We start from the raw sequence: 21,068 nt of genomic DNA on the forward strand, positions 1-21,068 counted from the left end.
TGAGGGCAATTAGGGAGCAAACGATCAATGGCGATTGAAATTGGAACGCACAAGCGGCCGCCTGAAGACATGCCTGAGGCGCATGGTGAAATTCCTGTTTGGAATGCTGAGAACTGGTTCTACGAAGATTTCACCGTTGGTGATCAAATTCGTAGTTTGCGCCGGACTATCTCTGAAGGTGAGGCGATGCAGTTCAATATGATGGTGATGGATTTGCATCCCTATGTGGCGGACGAGCATTTTGCAAAGAATGAGGGCGTATTTGGCCGCCGCCTTGTTGCTGGTGCCCAAGTCTTCTCTTATGGACTTGGTCTTGCTGCCACCAATTGCTTGAATTCATTCTCATATGGATATGATCGACTTCGGTTCATCAAACCTGTTTTTATCGGTGACACGATTTACACCATCAGAGAGAATCTCTCCAAAGAACCGAAATATGACGATATGGGCCTCGTTCGGGTGAGTTACAGCGTCTTCAAGGAAGATGGTGTGCTGGCGCTTTATTGCGAGCATCTGATGACGGTGAAGTATCAAGACCCTAGTGCACAACAAAGCAGTGCCAATAGACAAGCAGGATCTAGCGAAAAATGATTGATCCGCTCGTTACAATTAAAGGCATGACTTGGGACCACGTGCGAGGTTTCGATCCGATGGTTGTTACATCTGAGATGTTTTGCGATGCCCGTCATCCCCACGTTCAAATTGTCTGGGAAAAGCGCTCGTTGCAGGCTTTCGCAGATCGCCCGATCCAAGATATGGCCGACGAATTTGATCTTATGGTCATCGACCACCCTCATGTCGGCGATATTGCGTCGTCCGGTATTCTAGCCGCGTTTGATGGACAGAGCCGAGATGATGAGTTGAACGTGTTGGCTAGCCAATCAGTTGGCGTTTCACATCAGTCTTACAATTTTGAAGGTCGGCAATGGGGATTGGCAATTGATGCAGCGTCACCAATATCGGCGCGACGGCCTGACTTGCTTAAAGATGCACCGCAAACATGGGATGATGTTGTTGAACTGGCCAAAGACAAGCAAGTTGTATGGCCTCTAATTCCCATCAATTCATTGATGAGTTTTTACAATGTCCTATCGAACATTGGTCACGATTTCGGACGCTCCCAGATCGGTATCGATCCTGATATTGGTGTTTTTGCACTGGAGCAAATGAAGCGGGTCAGCGAACACCTCGATGCAGCGAGCTATTCAATGGACCCGATTGCTGCTTTTGAATGGCTGTCCTGTCGGAACTCGCACTCTTATTGTCCATACCTTTATGGCTACTCCAATTACTCTCGCAAAGGGTTTAGACCTCATTTGATCGAAGTCGGGAACGTCCCCGCGCACGCCAACAATGGCTCAATTGGGTCTCCAATTGGCGGTACGGGTATTGCCATTTCATCGCGAACTAAACATTTGGATATTGCACTTGAATATTCCTTTTGGATTGCTTCGGCTGAATGTCAAAAAGGTGCCTTTTTCGATGCAGGTGGGCAGCCCGCCAACATCGAAGCTTGGACGGATGCGAGGTGCAATGAGCACAGCGCGAACTTCTTTACAAACACACTAGAGACGCTTGAGCAATCTTACCTGCGCCCTCGGCACCACGGTTATATGTCGTTCCAAGATAATGCTGGCGATATTGTTTATGATTGTCTTTTGGGCATGCGCTCAAATCGCGATGCCGTCGATGCTATCAACGCTCTTTATCAGGAGAGTGTTCGATGAAGACCAGTTCAAACGACGATGCACTTCTAGACGGGTTGTTGGTTGTCGATTTTTCTCAATTTTTGGCCGGCCCGTTGGCAGGCTTGAAACTCGCAGATTTTGGTGCTCGGGTCGTCAAAATTGAACGGCCAGAAGTCGGTGACTTGTGTCGCTATCTTTATTTGTCCGAAGTTGAAGTGCACGGCGCCAATACGCTGTTTCATGCCATCAACCGAAACAAAGAAAGCTATTCTGCAAATCTAAAAGACCAAATGGATTTGGAAAAAGTGCGCAAACTTTGCGCGAAAGCTGATGTGATCATCCAAAACTTTCGACCGGGTGTGATGGAAAAACTTGGTCTGGGTTATGAGCAAGTTAAAGAGCTAAATTCTGGTGTCGTTTACGCATCCGTTTCTGGATATGGGGAAGAAGGCGATTGGAAAGAACTTCCAGGCCAAGACCTTCTGGCTCAAGCCCGTTCGGGATTGTTGTGGCTGTCTGGAGATGATGGGCAAGCACCAACAGCAATGGGGCTAGCAATTGCTGATCAATTGGCAGGCAATATAGCTGTCCAAGGCATTCTGGCTGCGCTTATTCGGCGCGGCATGTCGGGCCGTGGTGCCCACGTGCAAACAAGTTTGCTGGAAGCGCTGGTCGACTTTCAATTTGAGGTGTTGACCACCCATTTGAATGATCAGCAGAACCGTTTACCCAAGCGCAGTTCATTCAATAATGCACACGCATATCTGTCTGCACCTTATGGGGTTTACCCAACCAAGGACGGTTATGTCGCCATTGCTATGACACCGGTGGACAAACTTGGCGGCATTATTGGTTGTGACGCACTAACTAAATTCGACGACGAAAAACTGTGGTTTGAACAGCGCGATCAAATCAAGCGGGTGTTGGCTGATCACTTGAATGCGCAAACCACAGACCATTGGATGAAGCTGTTTGTATCCCATGATATTTGGGCGTCAGAAGTTCTTCAATGGCCAGACCTATTCAAGTCATCAAGCTTTGAAGCCCTTGATTTTTTCCAAGATTTGAACTTGGGCAATGGCCACTCAATGAAAGCAATTCGCTCACCGGTGCGCGTGGACGGGGCAACACTTAAGAGCCCGAAACCTGCGCCATCGATCGGCGAGCACAACGCGCTAATCGAGCGTGAATTCGATCTATCAAACTAAGCAATTATTTATCACTAGGGAGGAAATAATGAAATTGTTGAATAAACTATCGACCATAATGCTGGCAGGTGCCACAGCGGTCACCATGTTCGCCGGTGCAGCAAGCGCCGCTGAATTTGACGGATACACGCTACGTGTAAAACTGATTGGTGGCGCACAGTATGAGCCGCTATATACACGCATTCCTGAGTGGGAAGCCGCAACTGGTGCGAAAGTGGAAATTCTTTCGCGTAAAAACCACTTTGAGCTCGATCGTGAGATCAAACAAGATATCGCGTCTGGTTCTATCAACTGGTGCGTTGGTTCAAACCACACAAGCTTTGCGCCTCAGTATGGTTCGCTATATGTCGACTTGAATGCCATTTTGGCTGAAGATGTTGTGGGTGCTATTTCTCAGAACGTTTTGAATGCCAGCATGGTTGACGGCCGTTTGGTGCAACTTGCACGTCACTCTGACGTTTCAAACCTGTATTACATCAAATCTTTGTACACAGATGAGAAAAATCAAGCCGACTTTAAAGCTGAATATGGCTACGATCTGATGCCGCCTGAGACATGGGCACAAGTTAAAGATCAGGCGATTTTCTTTGCTGATCCACCAAACTTCTACGGCACCCAATATGTGGGTAAAGATGAAGGCATTTCTGGTCGTTTCTACGAGATGCTTGTTGCTGAAGGCGGAAGCTTTTTTGGCAATGACGGCAAAGTAGCGTTCAACTCCCCAGAAGGTGTTCGTGCGCTAGAATGGTTTGTGGATCTATATGAAGCAAAAGCTGTTCCAGCAGGTGTGCCAAACTATCTATGGGATGAAACTGGTCTAGGCTTCGCGTCAGGCACTGTCGCTTTGAACCTTGATTGGGGTGGCTGGGCTACGTTCTTCAATAGCGATGACAGCAAAATCAAAGGCGATGTTGGCCTTATCCGCGCACCAAAAGGTTCAAGCGGTAAGCGGACTGGTTGGTCCGGCTCTCACTCGTTCTCAGTTACTGAGGCATGTGATAACAAAGCAGCAGCGGCATCGTTCGTTTCATTCCTAACTGACTTTGAAAGCCAAATGACAGAAGCACGTACTGGCCTGTTGCCAACACGTCCTGATGCAATTGAGGCGATTATTGCAGAGTCAAAAGCAAGCGGCAACGATTGGTTGGTTGAAGTGTTTGAAACATTTGGTGCGTCAATGGCTGAAGATGCCTTTGCGGTTCCATCTACACCACTATGGATCCCGATTTCGAACGAGCTGTTCCCTCAACTTCAAGCTGCAATTGTTGGCGAGAAGACAGCACAGCAAGCATTGGATGATGCTGCAGCTGCGGCTAATCAGTTGATCGAAGACGAAGGTTAATCCTCTGCCCTTCCATATGGGTGGGGTTACGACCCCACTCATTTGTCACGAAATGACAAAAATTCGCTGGAGAAAAAATGTCAGTTTTGACAAGTTTCAAAAGAAAAATGTTCTCGGAACAAGCGACGCCTTATGTGTTGTTGACGCCCGCAATTATCATGATTTTGATTGTTGTATTGGTGCCGATTTTGTTCTCGCTATGGACGAGTTTCACGCCATATAAATTGACAAGGCCAGACACGCTTTTCAAGTTTGTCGGCTTGCGAAACTACCAACGCATCTTTGCTGATTGGGATTTTTGGGTTGCGTTTTTCCGCACCGTTGGATTCCTAGCAGTTGTGATCAACTTGGAGTTTTTGCTCGGTCTGGGCATTGCTTTATTGATCAACAAGATCACTTGGGGTCAGCGTACAATGCGTACGATTATGATGTTCCCCATGATGTTTTCGCCAATTTTGGTTGGCTTTCAATTCAAGTTCATTTTCAACGACAATGTTGGAATTTTGAACAATGCACTGCAGGGGTTGGGCATTACAGATCAAGCAATTGCTTGGCTGGTAGATGGTTGGCTTGCGATGGGCGCCATTGCATTCGCAGAAATTTGGATGAGCACAAGCATCTTTGCCATTCTGTTGCTTGCCGGACTATTTGCCATGCCGAAAGACCCGCTCGAGGCAGCACAAGTTGATGGTTGCAATGCGTGGCAAACCTTTAGGCACATTACCCTGCCGTTTTTGATGCCATTTGCATACATTGCAATGACCATCCGATCGCTAGATGTGGCGCGCGCCTATGACGTGGTGGACACCATGACAGGTGGTGGCCCCGCTGGGCGAACCGAATTGCTTTGGACACTGATCGCACGCACTGGATATGACAGTGCAAATATGGGCATGGCGAATGCCATGGCATATGTGTCGATCCTATTGTCGATCGCTTTCACCTATTATTTCTTTTCTAAACTCGTCGCTGCCCGACGTTATATGGGAGGCGCACAATAATGAGCACTCAAACAAAAGCTATTATCAGCTGGGTTATAACTTTCATTGTGATGTTGATCATCACGATACCAGGGCTATGGGTGATCCTATCTGGGTTCAGGCCTTTGCAAGAAATTCTGGCAAAACCTGCAATTTGGATTCCTCAACGGCTTACGCTTGATAATTTTTATGCCATTTTCGGCATTGGCGAAACACAGATTGCTATTCCTGTTCTTGCCTATTTCCGAAACTCAATCATCATTGCAACTACCAGCACTGCCATTGCGATCATTGTGGGTATTTCAGGTGGATACGCGTTTGCGCGCTATCGCTTTAAGTTCAAAGACACGTTGTTTCTTGGCCTTATGCTCTCACGCACGGTGCCTGGAATTGCCTTGAGTTTACCGGTATTTATCTTGTGGGCCCGCCTAGGATGGATCGACACGCAGTTTGGGATCATTCTGGTTTATGTGGCACTGAATGTGCCCTTTACGATCTGGCTGATCGACGGATTTTTCCGCCAAATTCCCAAAGAATTGGCAGAAGCCGCAGAAGTTGATGGTTGCACACGCTGGCAGGCATTTTGGAAGATTGAGTTTCCACTGGCTAAGTCTGGCATTGCATCAGCGGCGATATTCGCGTTCCTAACAAGTTGGAACGAGTTTGCGCTGGCAAGCAATCTAACGCGCTCAACAAACAGTAAGACATTGCCTGTTGGCCTCACCGATTTCATCGCACAGTTCACGACAGACTGGGCTGGGATGTGCGCCATGGCATTCATCATTATTGTGCCCGCGCTGATCCTCACATTCCTAGTACAAAAACACCTCATTGCCGGCCTCACATTTGGCGGCGTAAAGGGATAATTATGACTGAAGTTTCACTCAGCCAAGTTGTAAAACGATATGGCCAACTCGAAGTTGTCCATGCAATTGATCTCGAAATTGGAGATTCTGAATTCGTCGTTCTCGTTGGACCGTCAGGTTGCGGAAAGTCGACGACCCTTCGCATGATTGCAGGGTTGGAAGAGATATCCGATGGCACCATTAAAATTGGCGAAAAAGTCGTCAATAATTTGCCGCCCCGGGACCGCAACATCTCGATGGTATTCCAAAACTATGCGCTTTATCCACATATGACCGTCCGGGATAATTTGGGATTTGGACTAAAGATCGCAAAGCTGCCGGAGACGGAAATTGTTAGACGCGTAGAAGACGCCGCTGAGATTTTGGGTCTTGGCATGTTGATGGATCGTCTACCAGCCGCACTGTCTGGCGGCCAACGTCAACGTGTTGCGATGGGGAGGGCGATTGTTCGCAATCCCGATGTCTTCTTGTTTGATGAACCACTTTCCAACTTGGACGCCAAACTGCGCGTTCAAATGCGGACTGAGATCAAAAAACTTCATAAGCGGGTCAACAATACGATTGTTTATGTGACCCACGACCAAGTTGAAGCGATGACACTTGCTGATCGCATTGTGATTATGCGGGACGGCAACATAGAACAAGTGGGTACACCACTGGATGTATTTGAAAATCCAGTGAACACATTTGTTGGCTCCTTTATCGGTAGTCCGCCAATGAACCAGCTCGACGGTAAAGTTGTGAGCAACGGCAAGTCGGGTCTTCAAATTGCATTGGCAGACAATATTTTGATACCAGTACCAAGCCGGGCGCAAAATCACGTGAGCGAAGGCCAAGATATCATCGTTGGCATTCGTCCTGACGATTTGACGCCCGTGGGTCATGGCATGCGGGATGATGGCGAAACGGTAAGTTTTGATCTAATGGTCTCGATATCGGAACCGCTGGGTACCGAGACAATATTGTTCTCAATGATTGGCGCGAAAGATGTGCAAGGCAAAATGCTAAACCCGCGACCTATCGTGGGCGATGAGCGTTTGACATTCAACCTTTCGCTGGACCGCATTCACCTGTTTGACGCTGGCACTGGCAACAATGTGCTTGGTGGCCAGAATGGCTAAGATTGAACGCGTCGAGATTTTGATGGTTGATTTACCGCCAAAGGTAAAACGCACAGATGCCATTCAAAGTTTTGAAAGCCAAGAAACGCCAATAGTAAAAATCACCGATAGTGATGGCGCGATTGGCATTGGCTATACCTACACGATTGGCACAGGTGGCAGATCGATTATGGCGCTGTTGGAACATACGCTTGTTCCAAGTCTGATCGGCCGCGATCCGATGCAGATCGAGCAAATTTGGCGCGATTTACTGTTCAAAACCCACGCCACAAGTGTGGGGGCGATTACATCTTTGTCGTTGGCGGCAATCGACATTGCACTATGGGATCTCAAGTGTAAAAAATTCGACCAACCATTGTGGAAAATGGCGGGTGGCGCGAAGTCTAGCGTTCCGCTCTACTCTACAGAAGGTGGATGGTTGCACCTTTCGCCGGAAGAATTGATCGAGGATGCAAAAGCCCGTCAAGCTGAAGGTTTTAAGGGCGCCAAAATCAAGATTGGGCATGAAGCAGCCGCGGATGACGAGGCTAGGCTGTGTGCTTTGCGCGAGGCCGTCGGGGATCATTTTGAAATTATGACCGATGCAAACCAAAGCTTTTCTTTGTCGGAAGCACGCCGTCGGGCTCAAATTCTAGAAGCTCACAATGTTGCGTGGTTTGAAGAACCGTTGCGCGCCGATGATGTTGGTAGTCATGAGAATTTGGCATGCGGTACTTCTGTTCCAATCGCTGTGGGCGAAAGCATGTACTCGCTTTCTCAGTTCAACGAGTACCTGCGTCGCGATGCTGCTTCCATTGTGCAAGTGGACGTTGCACGGATCGGTGGCATAACCCCGTGGTTAAAAGTTGCCCACATGGCAGAGGCGTTTAACGTATCGATCTGTCCGCACTTTTTGATGGAGCTGCATGTGTCGCTTTGTTGCGCGGTGCCAAATTCGAGATGGCTGGAATATATCCCGCAGCTTGATCGGTTAACGCATACAACGATGAAAATTGATGATGGTCTTGGCGTGCCGTCGAACGAGGCTGGCCTGGGGATCGATTGGGATTTTTCTGCAATTGAGAAATTGAGCCTTGAAGGCTCTCACAAGGTTTTAAACTGAGGAGACTATGATGGAACGTATGGGCATGGTTATCGGTATTCGACCAGAATTCATTCAGAAGTATAAAGAGCTCCATGCGGATGTTTGGCCCGAAATTTTGCAAAGCCTAAGCGATTGCAACGTAACCAATTATTCGATTTTTTTGCGCGAACCTGAGAACTTGCTTTTTGGGTATTGGGAATATGTTGGCGACGATTTTGAAGCTGATATGAAGCGCATGGCCGATTTGCCAATCACCAAAGAATGGTGGGACGTTTGCATTCCGTGTCAAAAGGCGCTCGAAACACGCGCAGACGGCGAATGGTGGGCGATGATGGAAGAAGTATTTTATCATGCCTGATCTTGGAACGCTTACAGCAGATTTGGGAAAATGCTACACTGGCGTGGTGCACGATGTTATGCGCAAAATGGGATTGCGCAATTTTACATTGCCGCATCAATTGACGCCGCTTTTGACTGATGATGTTTTGTGTGGACCGGTCTTTACCATCGAAGGTCGTGTGGACGAAACAGCAGACGGACATCAAACGCTGTTGGAGTGGACAGGCCTACTTTCTAGGGCAAAGTCTGGTCACATTTGGGTTTCTCAACCCCATGACCATACGATTGCCCATATGGGAGAACTTTCCTCAGAAACCTTAAAAAGCAAGGGCGTACTGGGTTGCGTTATTGATGGTGGCATTCGCGATACGCATTTTTTGAAAGCACAGGGATTTCAAGCTTGGCGTCGGTTTCACACGCCCCGGGATGTGGTCGGGCACTGGCTGCCAACGGGTTTTGACGTGGACATTATCATTGGCGAAGTCTTGATCCAGCCGGGCGATTTTTTGCTTGGTGATCTAGACGGGCTTGTTCGGGTGCCCAAAGCTCTCGTTGAACAAATAGCAGCAGACTCAATTGAGGCGATGCAGACAGAAAACAAAGTCCGCACAGCCATTTTGGCCGGTACAGACCCTCAAGAAGCCTATCTAAAGTTTGGGAAATTTTGATGCAAATTTATGCTGGGCTTCTTCGTCGAAGCAGCTCATTTGAGAAGGTGTAGTTTTATGAATGATGGCGCCGATGAAAGCAAGAAAATGAAAACTGACAATAGGTTGCTGTTGTTGGACGCTACCGACAATGTTTTGGGTGTTGCACGTCCAATTCGTGGCGGCGAAATGGTTTTGATCGAAGGGATTGAGGCTAAGCTGGACCGCAACGCTGGAATTGGGTTTAAACTTGCACGCAAGCCCATCCAGAAGGGCGAACTCATTCTAAAATATGGTGCCGTGATCGGATTGGCGAGTACCGACATCGAGGTAGGTGAACTTGTTCATGTGCATAATACCCAGAGCCGATATATGGCCAACACTGTAAAGACTGGCGAGCCAAGAGAGACCCAATCATGAATGGTTACTTGCGATCTGACGGTCGAAAAGGCATCAGAAATATAACATTGGTCGTTTACCTTGTGGAATGCGCACATCATGTGGCGCGCCAAGTGGCCCAACAATTTGAACCGCAAAAAGTACAAGTTGTTGGCTTCCCAGGGTGCTATCCGAATGACTATGCGCAATCGATGATGGAACGATTGTGTACCCACCCAAATGTTGGCGCCGTGTTACTGGTCTCGCTCGGGTGTGAGGGATTTAACAAATTGCGCTTGAAAGATGTCGTGGCAGAAAGCGGCCGTGATGTAAGCGTTCTAACAATCCAAGGTGAAGGCGGCACACGAACGACAACAGAAAAAGGCGTGAGCTGGATTAAAGAAGTCAGCGAGAAACTTGATAATGCGCAGACCGTGCCAATGGATATCTCGGAACTGGTGATTGGCACAATTTGCGGCGGCTCAGATGGCACAAGTGGACTTACGGCCAACCCTGCAATTGGCCGCGCTTTTGATCAGCTTGTGGAGCAAGGTGCTGCATGTATATTTGAAGAAACTGGCGAGTTAATTGGTTGCGAGCACCATATGGCGGAACGGGCGGTTACGCCAGAACTGGGCGAAGAACTGATCCAATCTGTCAATAAGGCTGCGAACTATTATGAGGTACTTGGATATCCAAGTTTCGCGCCTGGCAACGCTGACGGCGGCCTTTCAACGATTGAAGAAAAGTCCATGGGCGCGTACGCAAAAAGTGGACGTTCTCAAATATCTGGCCTGATCAAACCCGGTGATGTTCCGCCAAATGGTGGGCTTTACCTTTTGGATGTTGTGCCAGATGGCGAGGTGAGGTTTGGTTTTCCAAACATTGTCGACAACGCGGAAATTGTTGAATTGATCGCCTGTGGCGCACATGTAACGTTGTTTGCCACTGGGCGCGGGTCCGTTGTTGGTTCTGCAATTTCGCCAGTGATAAAAGTTTGTGCGAACCCGCTGACATACTCGCGACTTTCCGAAGATATGGATGTGAATGCCGGGCGAATTCTGGACGGCGAGGCTTCGCTTGAAGAGGTGGGAAATGAAATTTTCCAACTCGTAAAAGATGTTGGGGAGGGCGCAATGTCCTGTTCTGAGGAACTAGGCCACACAGAATTTGTCCTTACCTATAAAAGTTTTGAACCGATTGGTCCTGCATGTTTGCCGGGCGCCTGAAGTAAAGAGAAGTGAAATGAATACATTAGATGGCAAATATTGTCTCGTCACAGCAGCTGCACAAGGCATTGGCCGCGCCAGCGTAAAGCGGTTGGTGGAAGAAGGCGCAACAGTTATTGCGACGGATATCGATGAAGCAGGTCTTCAGTCATTGGCAGATGAGGTTGGTTGTAATGTCAAAACGCTAAATGTCTTGGACCATGATGCAATCAAGGAATTCGCCGATGAAAGTCAACCTGTGGATGTTTTGTTCAACTGCGCTGGGTTTGTTGCAAACGGCTCATTGCTTGAATGCGCTGAAAAGGACTGGGAGTTCTCTTTCGCGTTGAATGTCACAGCAATGTATAAAATGATCAAAGCGTTTTTGCCTAAAATGCTTGAAAATGGCGGTGGATCGATCATCAATATGGCATCCGTTGCGTCTTCAGTTACAGGCGTGCCAAATCGGTTTGCCTATGGTGCATCAAAGGCTGCGGTTATTGGCCTCACCAAGTCTGTTGCAGCCGACTATGTCACCCAAGGCATTCGCTGCAATGCAATTTGTCCGGGTACTGTGCACTCACCTTCTTTGGAGGATCGTCTTTCAGCTGGCGGCAATTACGAAGAAGCCAAGGCCCAATTCATAGCACGTCAGCCCATGGGACGCATTGGTCAACCTGAAGAAATTGCGGCGCTTGTTGCTTATTTGGCGAGTGATTTGGCTGCGTACACAACTGGACAAACCCATGTCATCGACGGCGGTTGGACTATCTAAAGGAATATTGGAATGAAACTTTTACGTGTTGGTCCTGTGGGTCACGAAAAACCAGCAATTGTTGGCCCAAACGGATCGTATTACGATTTGTCTGCCCATATTGATGACGTGAATGGCGCAAACATTGACGACCAAACCCTTCAGCGGTTACGTGGATTGGATGTCGCAAAACTACCGGAGCTGTCAAAAGACCAAAGAATTGGTGCCTGTGTTTCGGGTGTGGGCAAGTTCATTTGCATAGGCTTGAACTATGCTGATCATGCAGAAGAATCTGGCCACGATGTGCCTTCAGAACCTGTGATGTTCATGAAGGCAACCTCAGCGATTGTCGGTCCAAATGATGATGTTGAGATCCCGCGCGGTTCGAAAAAATCAGATTGGGAAGTTGAACTTGGTGTGGTCATTGGCCGTGATGCAAAATATGTAGATGAAAAAAACGCCTTAGACTATGTGGCTGGTTATTGCGTTATCAATGATCTTTCGGAGCGCGAATTCCAAATTGAGCGCGAGGGCCAATGGGTTAAGGGTAAGTCGGCTGACACGTTTGGCCCGACGGGCCCTTATCTTGTGACCCGCGATGAAATTGAAGATCCGCAGAATTTGGCCATGCATTTGGATGTAAACGGCAAGCGCATGCAGACCGGTAACAGCAAAACCATGGTCTATGGCGTCGCGCATCTGGTCTCGTACGTTTCTCAATTCATGAGTTTGCAGCCGGGCGACATTATTTCAACCGGTACACCTCCGGGTGTTGGATTGGGCATGAAACCACCGACATATCTAAAGCCGGGCGATGTGGTGGAGCTTCAAATTGAAGGGCTTGGTCAACAACGCCAGAACGTAATCCAAGGATAGGAGAATTCCCATGATACCGCTTATCGATACACATCAACATCTTATGTATCCGACACGATTTTCTTATGAGTGGGCGGGCGGTATCCCGGTTTTGAACAACACGGCATATGATGTGCCGATTTACGAAAATATGGTGCCGCGCGATGATGTTGCGGGCACCATATTTATGGAGACAGCGGTCGATCAGCAATTCTACCGCGCCGAAACAGAGTTTGCGCTGGAGTTTGCTGCCGATCCCAACAGCCGAATGCTTGGGGTTATTGCCGCCGCTTATCCTGAGGACAACACGGATTTTGATGAGTGGCTGGAAGCGACATCGAGCAATCCGCTTGTCGTCGGCTATCGTCGGATTTTGCATGTGGTTGATGATGAAGTGTCACGACAGCCGATGTTTCGCGAGAATGTCAGAAAGATGGGCGCCGCGGGCAAGACCTTCGACATGTGTTTTTTGGAAAGCCAGCTGGACGTTGCCATTGAACTGGCCAAAGCGTGTGACAATACTCAGCTCATCCTCAACCATTGTGGCGTGCCAAATGTGGCAGGTGGTGATCTAACTGTCTGGCGCGAGAAGATGACCGCACTTGCTAAATTGGAAAATGTTGCCTGTAAGATTTCCGGCGTTGTTGCCTATTGCGGAGCAGATCAGGATCACACCGCAGCAGTGCGGCCCTATATCGAGCATGTGGTGGAACAGTTTGGCGCCGACAGGTGTGCTTGGGGCGGTGATTGGCCAGTGGTCAAACTGGCCATGGACTTGCCGGACTGGATCACTATTACGCGCGAAATATTGTCGGGTGAAACAGATGAAAATCAAACAAAGATTTTCAACCAGAACACCCAACGCATTTATGGTGTCAAACTCTAGCTTTTCAGTGTGGCTTAGAGGTCAACTTCAATTGTTCCACCGGGCTTTGCTGCCCGGGACTGACACAAGATTACCGCGTCATTTTGTTGTTTTTTCGACAGCACAAAGTCGCGGTGTTCAACATCTCCGTCAACCAATCCGCACTTGCACACACCGCAAATCCCGTCCGAACATTTGACGTCAATATGCACTCCGTTTTCGGCCAAAACGTCGGTTGCCGATTTGTCTGCGGGGATTTCGAACTCGCGACCAGATTTAGCCAGCTTTAGTTTGAAGGGATGGTTCTCGTATTCTGGCAATTCGGGCACGTTGAAATATTCAATATGCCGTTCTTCGTCGTCAAAACCTTGTCGTTCGGCTGCTTCCATCACCGATTGCATGTAAGGCTCAGGACCGCAGGTATAAACGTGTGACCCGGCTTGGTATGCGCCCAGCACTTCATCCAAATCCGCACGCGTTCCCTCGTCGGAGAAGTGCAGGTGGACTTTGTCGCTCCACGGCATTTTCGCTAGATCATCGAGGAAACCAGCGTTGGCCCGCAAAGAACATGAGTAATGCATCACGAAATCAGCGCCGATCGCGTGGAGACGATGTGCCATGGCAATCATTGGCGTAATGCCGATGCCGCCGCCCATCAGATATGTCTTCTTGGCCGCTTCTTCCAAGGGGAAGTGATTGATCGGCTTAGAGATGAAGATCTTGCGCCCTTCGGTGAAAATCCGATGTAACAATTGTGAGCCACCTCGGCCTTTATCTTCACGTAGCACACCGATTTGGTATTTGGTTCGATCCGCTGGGTCACCAGACATCGAGTATTGACGTAAGAATTCTGGCGCAACAACGATATCTAAGTGCGCGCCAGCTTGCCATTCTGGGAACAGCGAGCCGTCCAGCGTCGAGAACTCATATTTGGTCACACCGCTGGTCATTTCTTCCGCTTTGGTGATTTCAACCCGAATGACGGGCGCATCGCCTTCGATCCGATATTCATGTGCGAGATCTTTCGTGTCGCCCTTTGCTAGGCGAGCTTTATATTGATCGGCCGTGATCATCGCTTGATAGGCTTCTATGCCTTTTTCTCGGTCCATCGGGAACGGGAACGGCCATGGGTGTGGTGCAAGGTTGGCCGGATAAACCGCTAAAGTTTGATCCTCATATTTCAGGTTCAAATCCTTTTGCAGATCACGGGCATGTGGTTTGGTTTTGGTCGGGCGGTATGCGCCATCATCCTGGATTTCAAGATCCCACCACCATTTTTTGACAAGGTTTCTCTCGCCGTTTCCAACAGCATCGTCTAGCTTTGCTAGCAAGGGCGCGGCTTTGGGCACATTCATAGCGGCCCAACGAAATGGTGCTTCAGCGAATATGCCTTCAAGGTTCCAAGGGCATGTTTTCATGCACCGGCCACACATTGCACCGCCTTCATTTGTGATGCGATAGGTGGTGCATTTTTGGCTATCGGATTTCCAAATTTCGTAACCATTAAACATGAGCTTTGGCCCGGCGGTAATCGCGCCAGATGGACATTCGCGGGCGCATTTGTTGCAGCTCTCGCAAAAATCCTGCAAGCCGAAGGATATCGGTTTGTCGTGCGCCATTGGCATGTCGGTGGTCACGACGCCGGATTTTAGGCGTGGACCCAAAAACGGGTTGAGGATGACTTCACCAATCCGGCTGACTTCACCAAGGCCAGACAGCAGGAGGAGCGGGGGTTGCAACACTTCGCCGTCCATCACCGTATGGGCTTTAGCCTTATAGCCAAGGCGTCGGATTTGTTTGGCAACGATGCTGCCCAAAATGGAAAAGCGCAAATAGGCGCGCATGGATTGGGAAACCGCAATCCAGTCGTCCCCGGAAGCGCCTTCCATGGTTTCGTAGCCCTGATCGATAACCATGGAAATGGCTTGATTGTGGGGCGGAACAATTGGTTCGCCAGTGGCGTCATGTGAATACCAAGTCCATTCCGGACAACGGGAAATGCCGGTAGCATCGACGCCCAGAAAATATGACATTGCCTTGAGATTATCAGCATTGCGCTGTTCGTTGCTTGTTTCGGCAGAAACTGTGGCACTGTCTTCGCCATCTTGGAGCAAAACAAATGCACCCAGGGCCCGACGTTGGGCCATTGATGGCGCCGACTTTCTGACATACTGGCCATTGCGCGATGCTTGCTGGTTGCGTTTCCCCATATCGCCGAACAAAGAACGCGCAAACATATCGGTGCGTTTTGGCACGCGGGGTACGCGGTCTTCGTCAATATATGTCGTGGGGCTATCAACCCGCTTAAGCGTTTCAAACGGATGCGCGCCATCTACGAAGCGACGTTTGGCATAAGGGTCAAAGTTTCGAGCGCTTTTTGCAGTGCCCATGCCCAATTGCCATGCGATGCCATGGGTTTTGGATTTGGGCTGATCGGCAAGCGGAACCAATGGTAGATCGTGGGCAAAATCCAGCTCGGTCGTTACGGCAGCGATGGAAAAACCTTCGCCCAAATATGGATTGACCAGCTTGCCGTCTTCAATCGTTGCTAAGCCTGACGCTGCGGCTAAATGATGAAGATTGACGTCGGAAGTCGAATGGCTATGGGCGCGGGCGTCATATCCTAGAAGCCGAATATATTGCGCGAGGACGGCGGATGCTTCCATGGCACGCAGCGCGGATCGAGCCGGTCCTGCGCCCTTTAGCCATGTATTGCCGGGTTCGTCTTCGCGCACTTCGCGCGGATGTTCAACGACAAAAATCAGTGCATGTTTGTGGCTATCCATGTCCTTTGGTGGCGCGTTCATTGCGTCACGCAAGTCGGCCATGATCACATCGACACCGGAAGCCAAAGACTTGGTTTGGTTGGTGCGCAGTTTATGGGCGAGTCGATCAATATCTGGATTTCGAAACGGAGCCGCGAGCATCATTTCTGGCGTAAATGCACAAGTGGCCGCCATTGCGACGTCAGAGAAATAGCCGAATGCTTTGAGGTGGTTTTGGCGCTCCGTCAAATCATCAGGCAGGCTCGCTTGCGCATTATTGATCAATCCATCGCGGATTGCGTCGAGCATAGCTTGCGCTTCGCTCATGGAATTGACGATGTTTTGAGGGTTTTCTTTATCCTCAAACTTCATCTGCGTGAACTTTGGCAGCTTGTCTAAGTTGGCGATTTCATCCGCGCGTGAAAGGCGCTCAAGTGGATAGGGGCCGAGATGCACTGGACGATTTTTGTCGGAAAAATACTTCAAACTCTAATTTCCTTAGACTGGCAAAGCTGGTTCGGGTTGATCTTCTAAGATGCTGACAATTATGCCGGCTGCTTTGATGCATGCGTCGCGATCAACGTCTAAATGGGTGACAATGCGGATGGTGTTTGAGCTCAGAGCATTGATTAGAACATTCATGTTCTTCGCTGCCCGTACGAGTTCGGGTGCATTTACATGCTCGTTTTGAATGGCAAAAACAACGATGTTTGTCTCGACAGCGTTGGGATCAATTCGAACAGACGGAGATGCGGAAAGGACTTGGGCAAATTGCTTCGCATTCGCGTGATCATCAACGAGCCGGTCCATGTTGTTTTTGATGGCATACCGACCGGCGGCGGCATAATATCCCGTTTGGCGCATGGCACCGCCAAACATGCGTCGATATCTTGTTGCGGCTTCAATGAAGGATTTGCTGCCGGCTAAGATTGAACCGCCCGGCGCGCCAAGGCCCTTCGATAATGAAACCATAACTGCGTCAAAGGGTGCGGCTAGAGAGGCGGGCTTTTCGCTCAGAACATGTGCTGCGTTCCACAACCGTGCGCCATCAAGATAGGAAAATATGTCTGCGGCTTTTGCAGAAGCGCAGATTTGGTCCATCTGGTTTTTGGCCATCACCGTGCCACCACAACGATTGTGGGTATTTTCAATTTGAAACATAGTTGTTGGTGGATAGATATGGTGATTGCGTGGTTTGATGGCTGCAGAAAATTGATCAGCAGTGAAGTGACCATTTTTGCCGATTTCAGTTAGCTGAACGCCGGAATTGGCGGCGCTTCCGCCTGTTTCGTGCCACACAATATGGGATTGAGTAGAAACGATGACATCGTCGCCCGGGCGGGTTGCAACGCGCAAAGCGACCTGATTTGCCATTGTGCCTGAAGGGAGCCAAAGTGCGCTTTCTTTTCCAAGAAGAACAGCGGCTTCGTCTTGCAACGAATTTGTTTCATAATCGTCTTGATATTGATCGTCGCCAACCTTAGCGTTCATCATCGCTGAAAGCATCGCGTCGCACGGCTTGGTAACAGTGTCCGACCGCAGATCAATAGGTTTTTCTGTTGCGCTCAAGTTTCCCCCAAACTTTGTTCGCTTAAAGACGCATCAGTTTTACATCTTCGTCTTCGGTCATTTTATCTATTGCATCCATTAAGATGTCATATGTTTTTGTGTCGAGCTTGTTTGCGAAATGCTCGTTCAACTCCCGCACCAACACATGGCAGGCCTTCATTTTTTCCTCGCCGAGCTCAGTCAGCACGACGTCCGTGAACCGCTTGTCGTCATGGATGCCGCTGCGTTCAACGAACCCGCGTTTTTCCATCGCTTTCAACAGACGGGAAATGGCCGGACGCGCAATGCAAATATAATCCGCAAGGCCTGATGGCGTGTTTACATCTTCCATGCCTACACCCCGCAGTACACACCACATCAGCCGTGTTACGCCGTGATCCGACAATTGTTTTTCAAGTCTCGCTTCCATAATTCTAGCCAATCGGGTGACTTTGAAGCCCACCCGATTGTGCAACGTAAATTCTTCAGCCAATGCAGTCTCCGACAAATCAGTTGACTTACACTATAGCATACTCTTTTATGTAGTTAACATGGATAACTACCACTGTTAAGTAAAATTTATTGATCCTGGAGGGGGAATATTATGAGGCAGGAAACAAGACAATTGCGACGTATTACGGTTGCAGCAATTTCAGCGGCGAGCATTGTTGCTGGCACTGCGTTGGCAGGTGCTGCAGAGTTAAAAATTGCACACTTTATGCCATCGACACATCCAATGGATAAGGGCGTGATGACACCCTTGGCTGAACAATTGTCGGCCGCTACAAACGGTGAGCTAACGATCCGAATCTATCCAGCAGGTGAGTTGGGCAAAGGCCCAGTTCAGCAATATAAGCGTGTTGTGACCGGCGTTGCGGACATTGTGTTTGGTATTCCTGAATATACGCCAAAGCAGTTCAGCAAAACGGCAATGGTTCATTTGCCGGGTCTGTTTCCTGGTGGCGAAGCGGCAACCAATGCGCTTTGGGATAATATTGGACTAATTGAAGACGAGTATTCGCAAACCAAATTGTTGGGCCTATGGGCGAACAACCCATCCGTGTTGATTACACGTGATAAGGCAGTACGCACCGTCGCTGATATGCAGGGCATGAAAATCCGGACGCCAAACCCAGTGATGGCCGAGTTGGTCAAAGCTTGGGGCGGTATTCCTGTATCAATGCCAACAACGGATACTTACAACGCCATGAACACAGGTGTCATCGACGCCGTGATGATCGGCCCGTCAGGCATCCGGTCATATAAGCTTAACGAAACCGCAAAATATGTAACCACCAACATTCCATCAGCGCTTGATAGCTTTTACTTGTTGATGAACAAATCTAGCTGGGATGGTCTGAGCGACGAGCACAAAGCTGTTCTTGACGGTCTTGTTGGTCGTCACCTGAGCTTGCGTGGTGCACAAGCATTTTATGAAGCGGGCAAAGCTGGCTTGGATCTTGCGGAGGAAACAGGTGTTGAGCTGATTGCAATTGACGCAGAGGCTGACAGCGAGTTCAGATCGCAAATGCGCGGCGCGCTGAACACCTTTATCGATAAGATCGGTGAAGAGAAAAACATTGATGCCCATGCTTTGGTCGACGCACTGGCTGGCAACTAATCAATGTCACATGAAAAATTTGGCGCGACCGGACATAAATTGTCCGGTTGGCGCAACTGGATTGAAGTGCCACTGGTTATCAGTGGTGCTTTAATCGTTTTTGCTTTAATGGGCCTTTCCGTTAGTGATGCGCTGTTGCGCTCATTCGTCAACAAGCCAATATTTGGCGCCAATGATTATTCGCAGATTCTTTTGTCATTTTTGGTGTCGATAAGCTTGCCATTATGCGTTCTTGCTGGGCGTCTGATTGCGATCGATACGCTGTTACTAATGGCGCCTGCCGCATTGCAAAAATTGCTGGGCTGGCTGATCAGCATTTGCGGGTTTGTGATGTTGAGCTATTTGGCTTGGCGTGCTTTTTCCAACGCGTTAGAGGCGGCGTTGTTTGGTGAGGCGACATTGCTGTTGCAGCTACCATTTGGCCCGTCTTATTACGCGGTTGCAATTGGATGCGCCATTTCTGCCCTAATGCTTTTGTTAGAAAGGGTATTGCCATGAGCCCCGAAATGTATGGTGTCCTCGGGTTTGCTGCCCTGTTTGGGTTTTTGGCGTCGGGCATGCCAGTTGCTGTTGCTTTGCTCATTGTGGGCTTTGTCGGCACAATTCTTTTGTCAGGATTTCAAGCGGCGGCCTTTACCCTTAGCGGACAGGCTTTTGCCACGGTTACCGTTTACGAACTAACCATTATCCCGCTTTTCATCTTGATGGGGAATTTGGCGTCTACAGCAGGCTTAAGTAAGGATCTGTTCGAGGCTGCACACAAAATTGTGGGTCATTTGCGCGGCGGACTGGCGGCGGCAACTATTGTTGGCTGTGCCGGGTTTGCGGCTTTGTCTGGCTCGTCTATTGCTTCGGCAATTACGATGGGCAAAGTGGCATATCCCGAAATGCGACGTTACAATTATGGTGCGAAGCTGGCGACCGGGGCAATTGCGGCCGGCGGCACATTGGGCATTCTCATTCCCCCGTCGACTGGCTTTGTTATCTATGCTGTGCTGACTGAAGAATCCATCGGCCGATTATTCATGGCGGGTGTGTTGCCAGGCATTTTGCTGACCACGATGTTCTTGATTGCCATATCAATTGTAACGTTTTTTTGGCCAGAAGAGGGACCACGTGGCCCTAAGTTTACGCGGAAAGAAAAGCTAACCAGCTTGCTGCGTGCGACAGGCATTGGCACGATCATTTTGATCACAATTGGTGGCATTTACACCGGGTTCTTTACGCCAGTGGAGGCCGCTGGCGTGGGGGCGTTTTTTGCCTTCATCATGCTGATTGTTCGTGGGCAATGCACCGTCAAAAACCTGTATAATGTCAGCGCAGAAACGTTGAAAACCACTGGTATGGCGTTCTTCATTTTGATCGGGGCGAATGTGTTTGCGCCGTTTGTTGCGCTTTCTCACTTACCTACAACGATTGCTGGCGCGGTTACTGGCTTGGCTCTTGGCACCTATGGAACGTTAGCGTTGATCCTACTTGGATATGTGATTTTGGGCATGTTCATTGAAGGCTTGTCGCTTTTGGTGATCACCTTGCCAATTGTTTTCCCACTGGTCGTGGGTATGGGTTTCGACCCAATTTGGCTTGGCGTGGTGATGGTGATTGTTTTGGAAATGGGTCTGATTTCACCACCGGTTGGGGTGAATGTGTTCATTGTGAAAAGCGTGGTGCCCGACGTGAAAATTGAAACCATTTTCGCCGGTATCATGCCGTTCTGGTTGGCGATGATCGCGACTTTGGCACTAATCGTTATCTTTCCACAAATCGCGCTCTTATTGCCGAACGCAATGTTCAACTAG

The 21,068-nt window shown here is 49.1% G+C and carries 21 protein-coding genes; 18 read left to right on the forward strand and 3 right to left on the reverse strand.

The annotated features are described in order from the left end of the window. The first annotated feature begins 27 nt into the window (after positions 1-27). The 15 genes from AC2D8L_RS00230 (at position 28) to AC2D8L_RS00300 (ending at position 13,356) form a co-directional block, all read left to right on the forward strand. Complete coding sequence (locus tag AC2D8L_RS00230; protein ID WP_484683442.1) at positions 28-591, forward strand: MaoC family dehydratase; 564 nt, start codon at positions 28-30, stop codon at positions 589-591. Further along, a complete protein-coding gene (locus AC2D8L_RS00235; RefSeq protein ID WP_484683443.1) occupies positions 588-1,727 on the forward strand; it encodes an ABC transporter substrate-binding protein in 1,140 nt (379 codons plus the stop codon). The genes AC2D8L_RS00230 and AC2D8L_RS00235 overlap by 4 nt, the downstream gene beginning before the upstream one ends. Beyond that, complete coding sequence (locus AC2D8L_RS00240; RefSeq protein WP_484683444.1) at positions 1,724-2,896, forward strand: CaiB/BaiF CoA transferase family protein; 1,173 nt, start codon at positions 1,724-1,726, stop codon at positions 2,894-2,896. Before AC2D8L_RS00235 ends, AC2D8L_RS00240 begins: the two co-directional genes overlap by 4 nt. 37 nt (positions 2,897-2,933) lie before the next feature. Next, the gene (locus AC2D8L_RS00245) at positions 2,934-4,238 is read left to right on the forward strand and encodes an extracellular solute-binding protein (protein WP_484685127.1); all 1,305 of its coding nucleotides are present in this window, start codon (positions 2,934-2,936) and stop codon (positions 4,236-4,238) included. Positions 4,239-4,345: 107 nt separating this feature from the next. After that, positions 4,346-5,239, forward strand: coding sequence for a carbohydrate ABC transporter permease (locus AC2D8L_RS00250; RefSeq protein ID WP_484685128.1), 894 nt, complete (start codon positions 4,346-4,348; stop codon positions 5,237-5,239). Next, a complete protein-coding gene (locus AC2D8L_RS00255; RefSeq protein ID WP_484683445.1) occupies positions 5,239-6,084 on the forward strand; it encodes a carbohydrate ABC transporter permease in 846 nt (281 codons plus the stop codon). Before AC2D8L_RS00250 ends, AC2D8L_RS00255 begins: the two co-directional genes overlap by 1 nt. A gap of 2 nt (positions 6,085-6,086) precedes the next feature. Then, positions 6,087-7,205 (forward strand): ABC transporter ATP-binding protein, encoded by a 1,119-nt coding sequence (locus AC2D8L_RS00260; RefSeq protein ID WP_484683446.1) that lies wholly within the window; start codon positions 6,087-6,089, stop codon positions 7,203-7,205. Beyond that, entirely contained in the window at positions 7,198-8,307 is a 1,110-nt protein-coding gene (locus tag AC2D8L_RS00265) for a mandelate racemase/muconate lactonizing enzyme family protein (protein WP_484683447.1), read from the forward strand. Before AC2D8L_RS00260 ends, AC2D8L_RS00265 begins: the two co-directional genes overlap by 8 nt. Before the next feature lie 10 nt (positions 8,308-8,317). Then, the gene (locus tag AC2D8L_RS00270; RefSeq protein WP_484683448.1) at positions 8,318-8,647 is read left to right on the forward strand and encodes an L-rhamnose mutarotase; all 330 of its coding nucleotides are present in this window, start codon (positions 8,318-8,320) and stop codon (positions 8,645-8,647) included. Beyond that, a complete protein-coding gene (locus tag AC2D8L_RS00275) occupies positions 8,640-9,296 on the forward strand; it encodes an RraA family protein (protein ID WP_484683449.1) in 657 nt (218 codons plus the stop codon). Before AC2D8L_RS00270 ends, AC2D8L_RS00275 begins: the two co-directional genes overlap by 8 nt. A 57-nt stretch (positions 9,297-9,353) precedes the next feature. Beyond that, complete coding sequence (locus AC2D8L_RS00280; protein WP_484683450.1) at positions 9,354-9,695, forward strand: UxaA family hydrolase; 342 nt, start codon at positions 9,354-9,356, stop codon at positions 9,693-9,695. Next, positions 9,692-10,882, forward strand: a complete 1,191-nt coding sequence (locus AC2D8L_RS00285) for a UxaA family hydrolase (RefSeq protein ID WP_484683451.1) — start codon at positions 9,692-9,694, stop codon at positions 10,880-10,882. The genes AC2D8L_RS00280 and AC2D8L_RS00285 overlap by 4 nt, the downstream gene beginning before the upstream one ends. 16 nt (positions 10,883-10,898) lie before the next feature. Beyond that, positions 10,899-11,636 (forward strand): SDR family oxidoreductase, encoded by a 738-nt coding sequence (locus tag AC2D8L_RS00290; RefSeq protein WP_484683452.1) that lies wholly within the window; start codon positions 10,899-10,901, stop codon positions 11,634-11,636. 12 nt (positions 11,637-11,648) lie between these two features. Beyond that, positions 11,649-12,491, forward strand: coding sequence for a fumarylacetoacetate hydrolase family protein (locus AC2D8L_RS00295; RefSeq protein ID WP_484683453.1), 843 nt, complete (start codon positions 11,649-11,651; stop codon positions 12,489-12,491). A 10-nt stretch (positions 12,492-12,501) separates the two neighbouring features. Then, positions 12,502-13,356, forward strand: a complete 855-nt coding sequence (locus AC2D8L_RS00300; RefSeq protein WP_484683454.1) for an amidohydrolase family protein — start codon at positions 12,502-12,504, stop codon at positions 13,354-13,356. A gap of 14 nt (positions 13,357-13,370) precedes the next feature. Here the strand turns inward: AC2D8L_RS00300 and AC2D8L_RS00305 are convergent, their stop codons facing one another. The 3 genes from AC2D8L_RS00305 to AC2D8L_RS00315 are packed head-to-tail and all read right to left on the reverse strand — an operon-like array spanning position 13,371 to position 18,141. Continuing rightward, the gene (locus tag AC2D8L_RS00305; RefSeq protein ID WP_484683455.1) at positions 13,371-16,586 is read right to left on the reverse strand and encodes a reductive dehalogenase; all 3,216 of its coding nucleotides are present in this window, start codon (positions 16,584-16,586) and stop codon (positions 13,371-13,373) included. A gap of 12 nt (positions 16,587-16,598) precedes the next feature. Further along, positions 16,599-17,669, reverse strand: a complete 1,071-nt coding sequence (locus AC2D8L_RS00310; RefSeq protein ID WP_484683456.1) for a threonine aldolase family protein — start codon at positions 17,667-17,669, stop codon at positions 16,599-16,601. 22 nt (positions 17,670-17,691) lie between these two features. Then, positions 17,692-18,141 (reverse strand): MarR family winged helix-turn-helix transcriptional regulator, encoded by a 450-nt coding sequence (locus AC2D8L_RS00315; RefSeq protein ID WP_484683457.1) that lies wholly within the window; start codon positions 18,139-18,141, stop codon positions 17,692-17,694. A gap of 111 nt (positions 18,142-18,252) precedes the next feature. On the opposite strand from AC2D8L_RS00315, the gene AC2D8L_RS00320 reads away from it, so the two are divergent. From AC2D8L_RS00320 to AC2D8L_RS00330, 3 genes are read left to right on the forward strand one after another with little or no spacing between them, the layout of a single operon-like run. After that, positions 18,253-19,269: a TRAP transporter substrate-binding protein gene (locus tag AC2D8L_RS00320; protein ID WP_484683458.1), complete on the forward strand. Its 1,017-nt coding sequence runs from the start codon at positions 18,253-18,255 to the stop codon at positions 19,267-19,269. 3 nt (positions 19,270-19,272) lie between these two features. Next, positions 19,273-19,767: a TRAP transporter small permease gene (locus tag AC2D8L_RS00325; RefSeq protein WP_484683459.1), complete on the forward strand. Its 495-nt coding sequence runs from the start codon at positions 19,273-19,275 to the stop codon at positions 19,765-19,767. After that, positions 19,764-21,068 (forward strand): TRAP transporter large permease, encoded by a 1,305-nt coding sequence (locus AC2D8L_RS00330; RefSeq protein WP_484683460.1) that lies wholly within the window; start codon positions 19,764-19,766, stop codon positions 21,066-21,068. The genes AC2D8L_RS00325 and AC2D8L_RS00330 overlap by 4 nt, the downstream gene beginning before the upstream one ends.

This window comes from Maritalea sp. YIW29, from assembly GCF_057219265.1.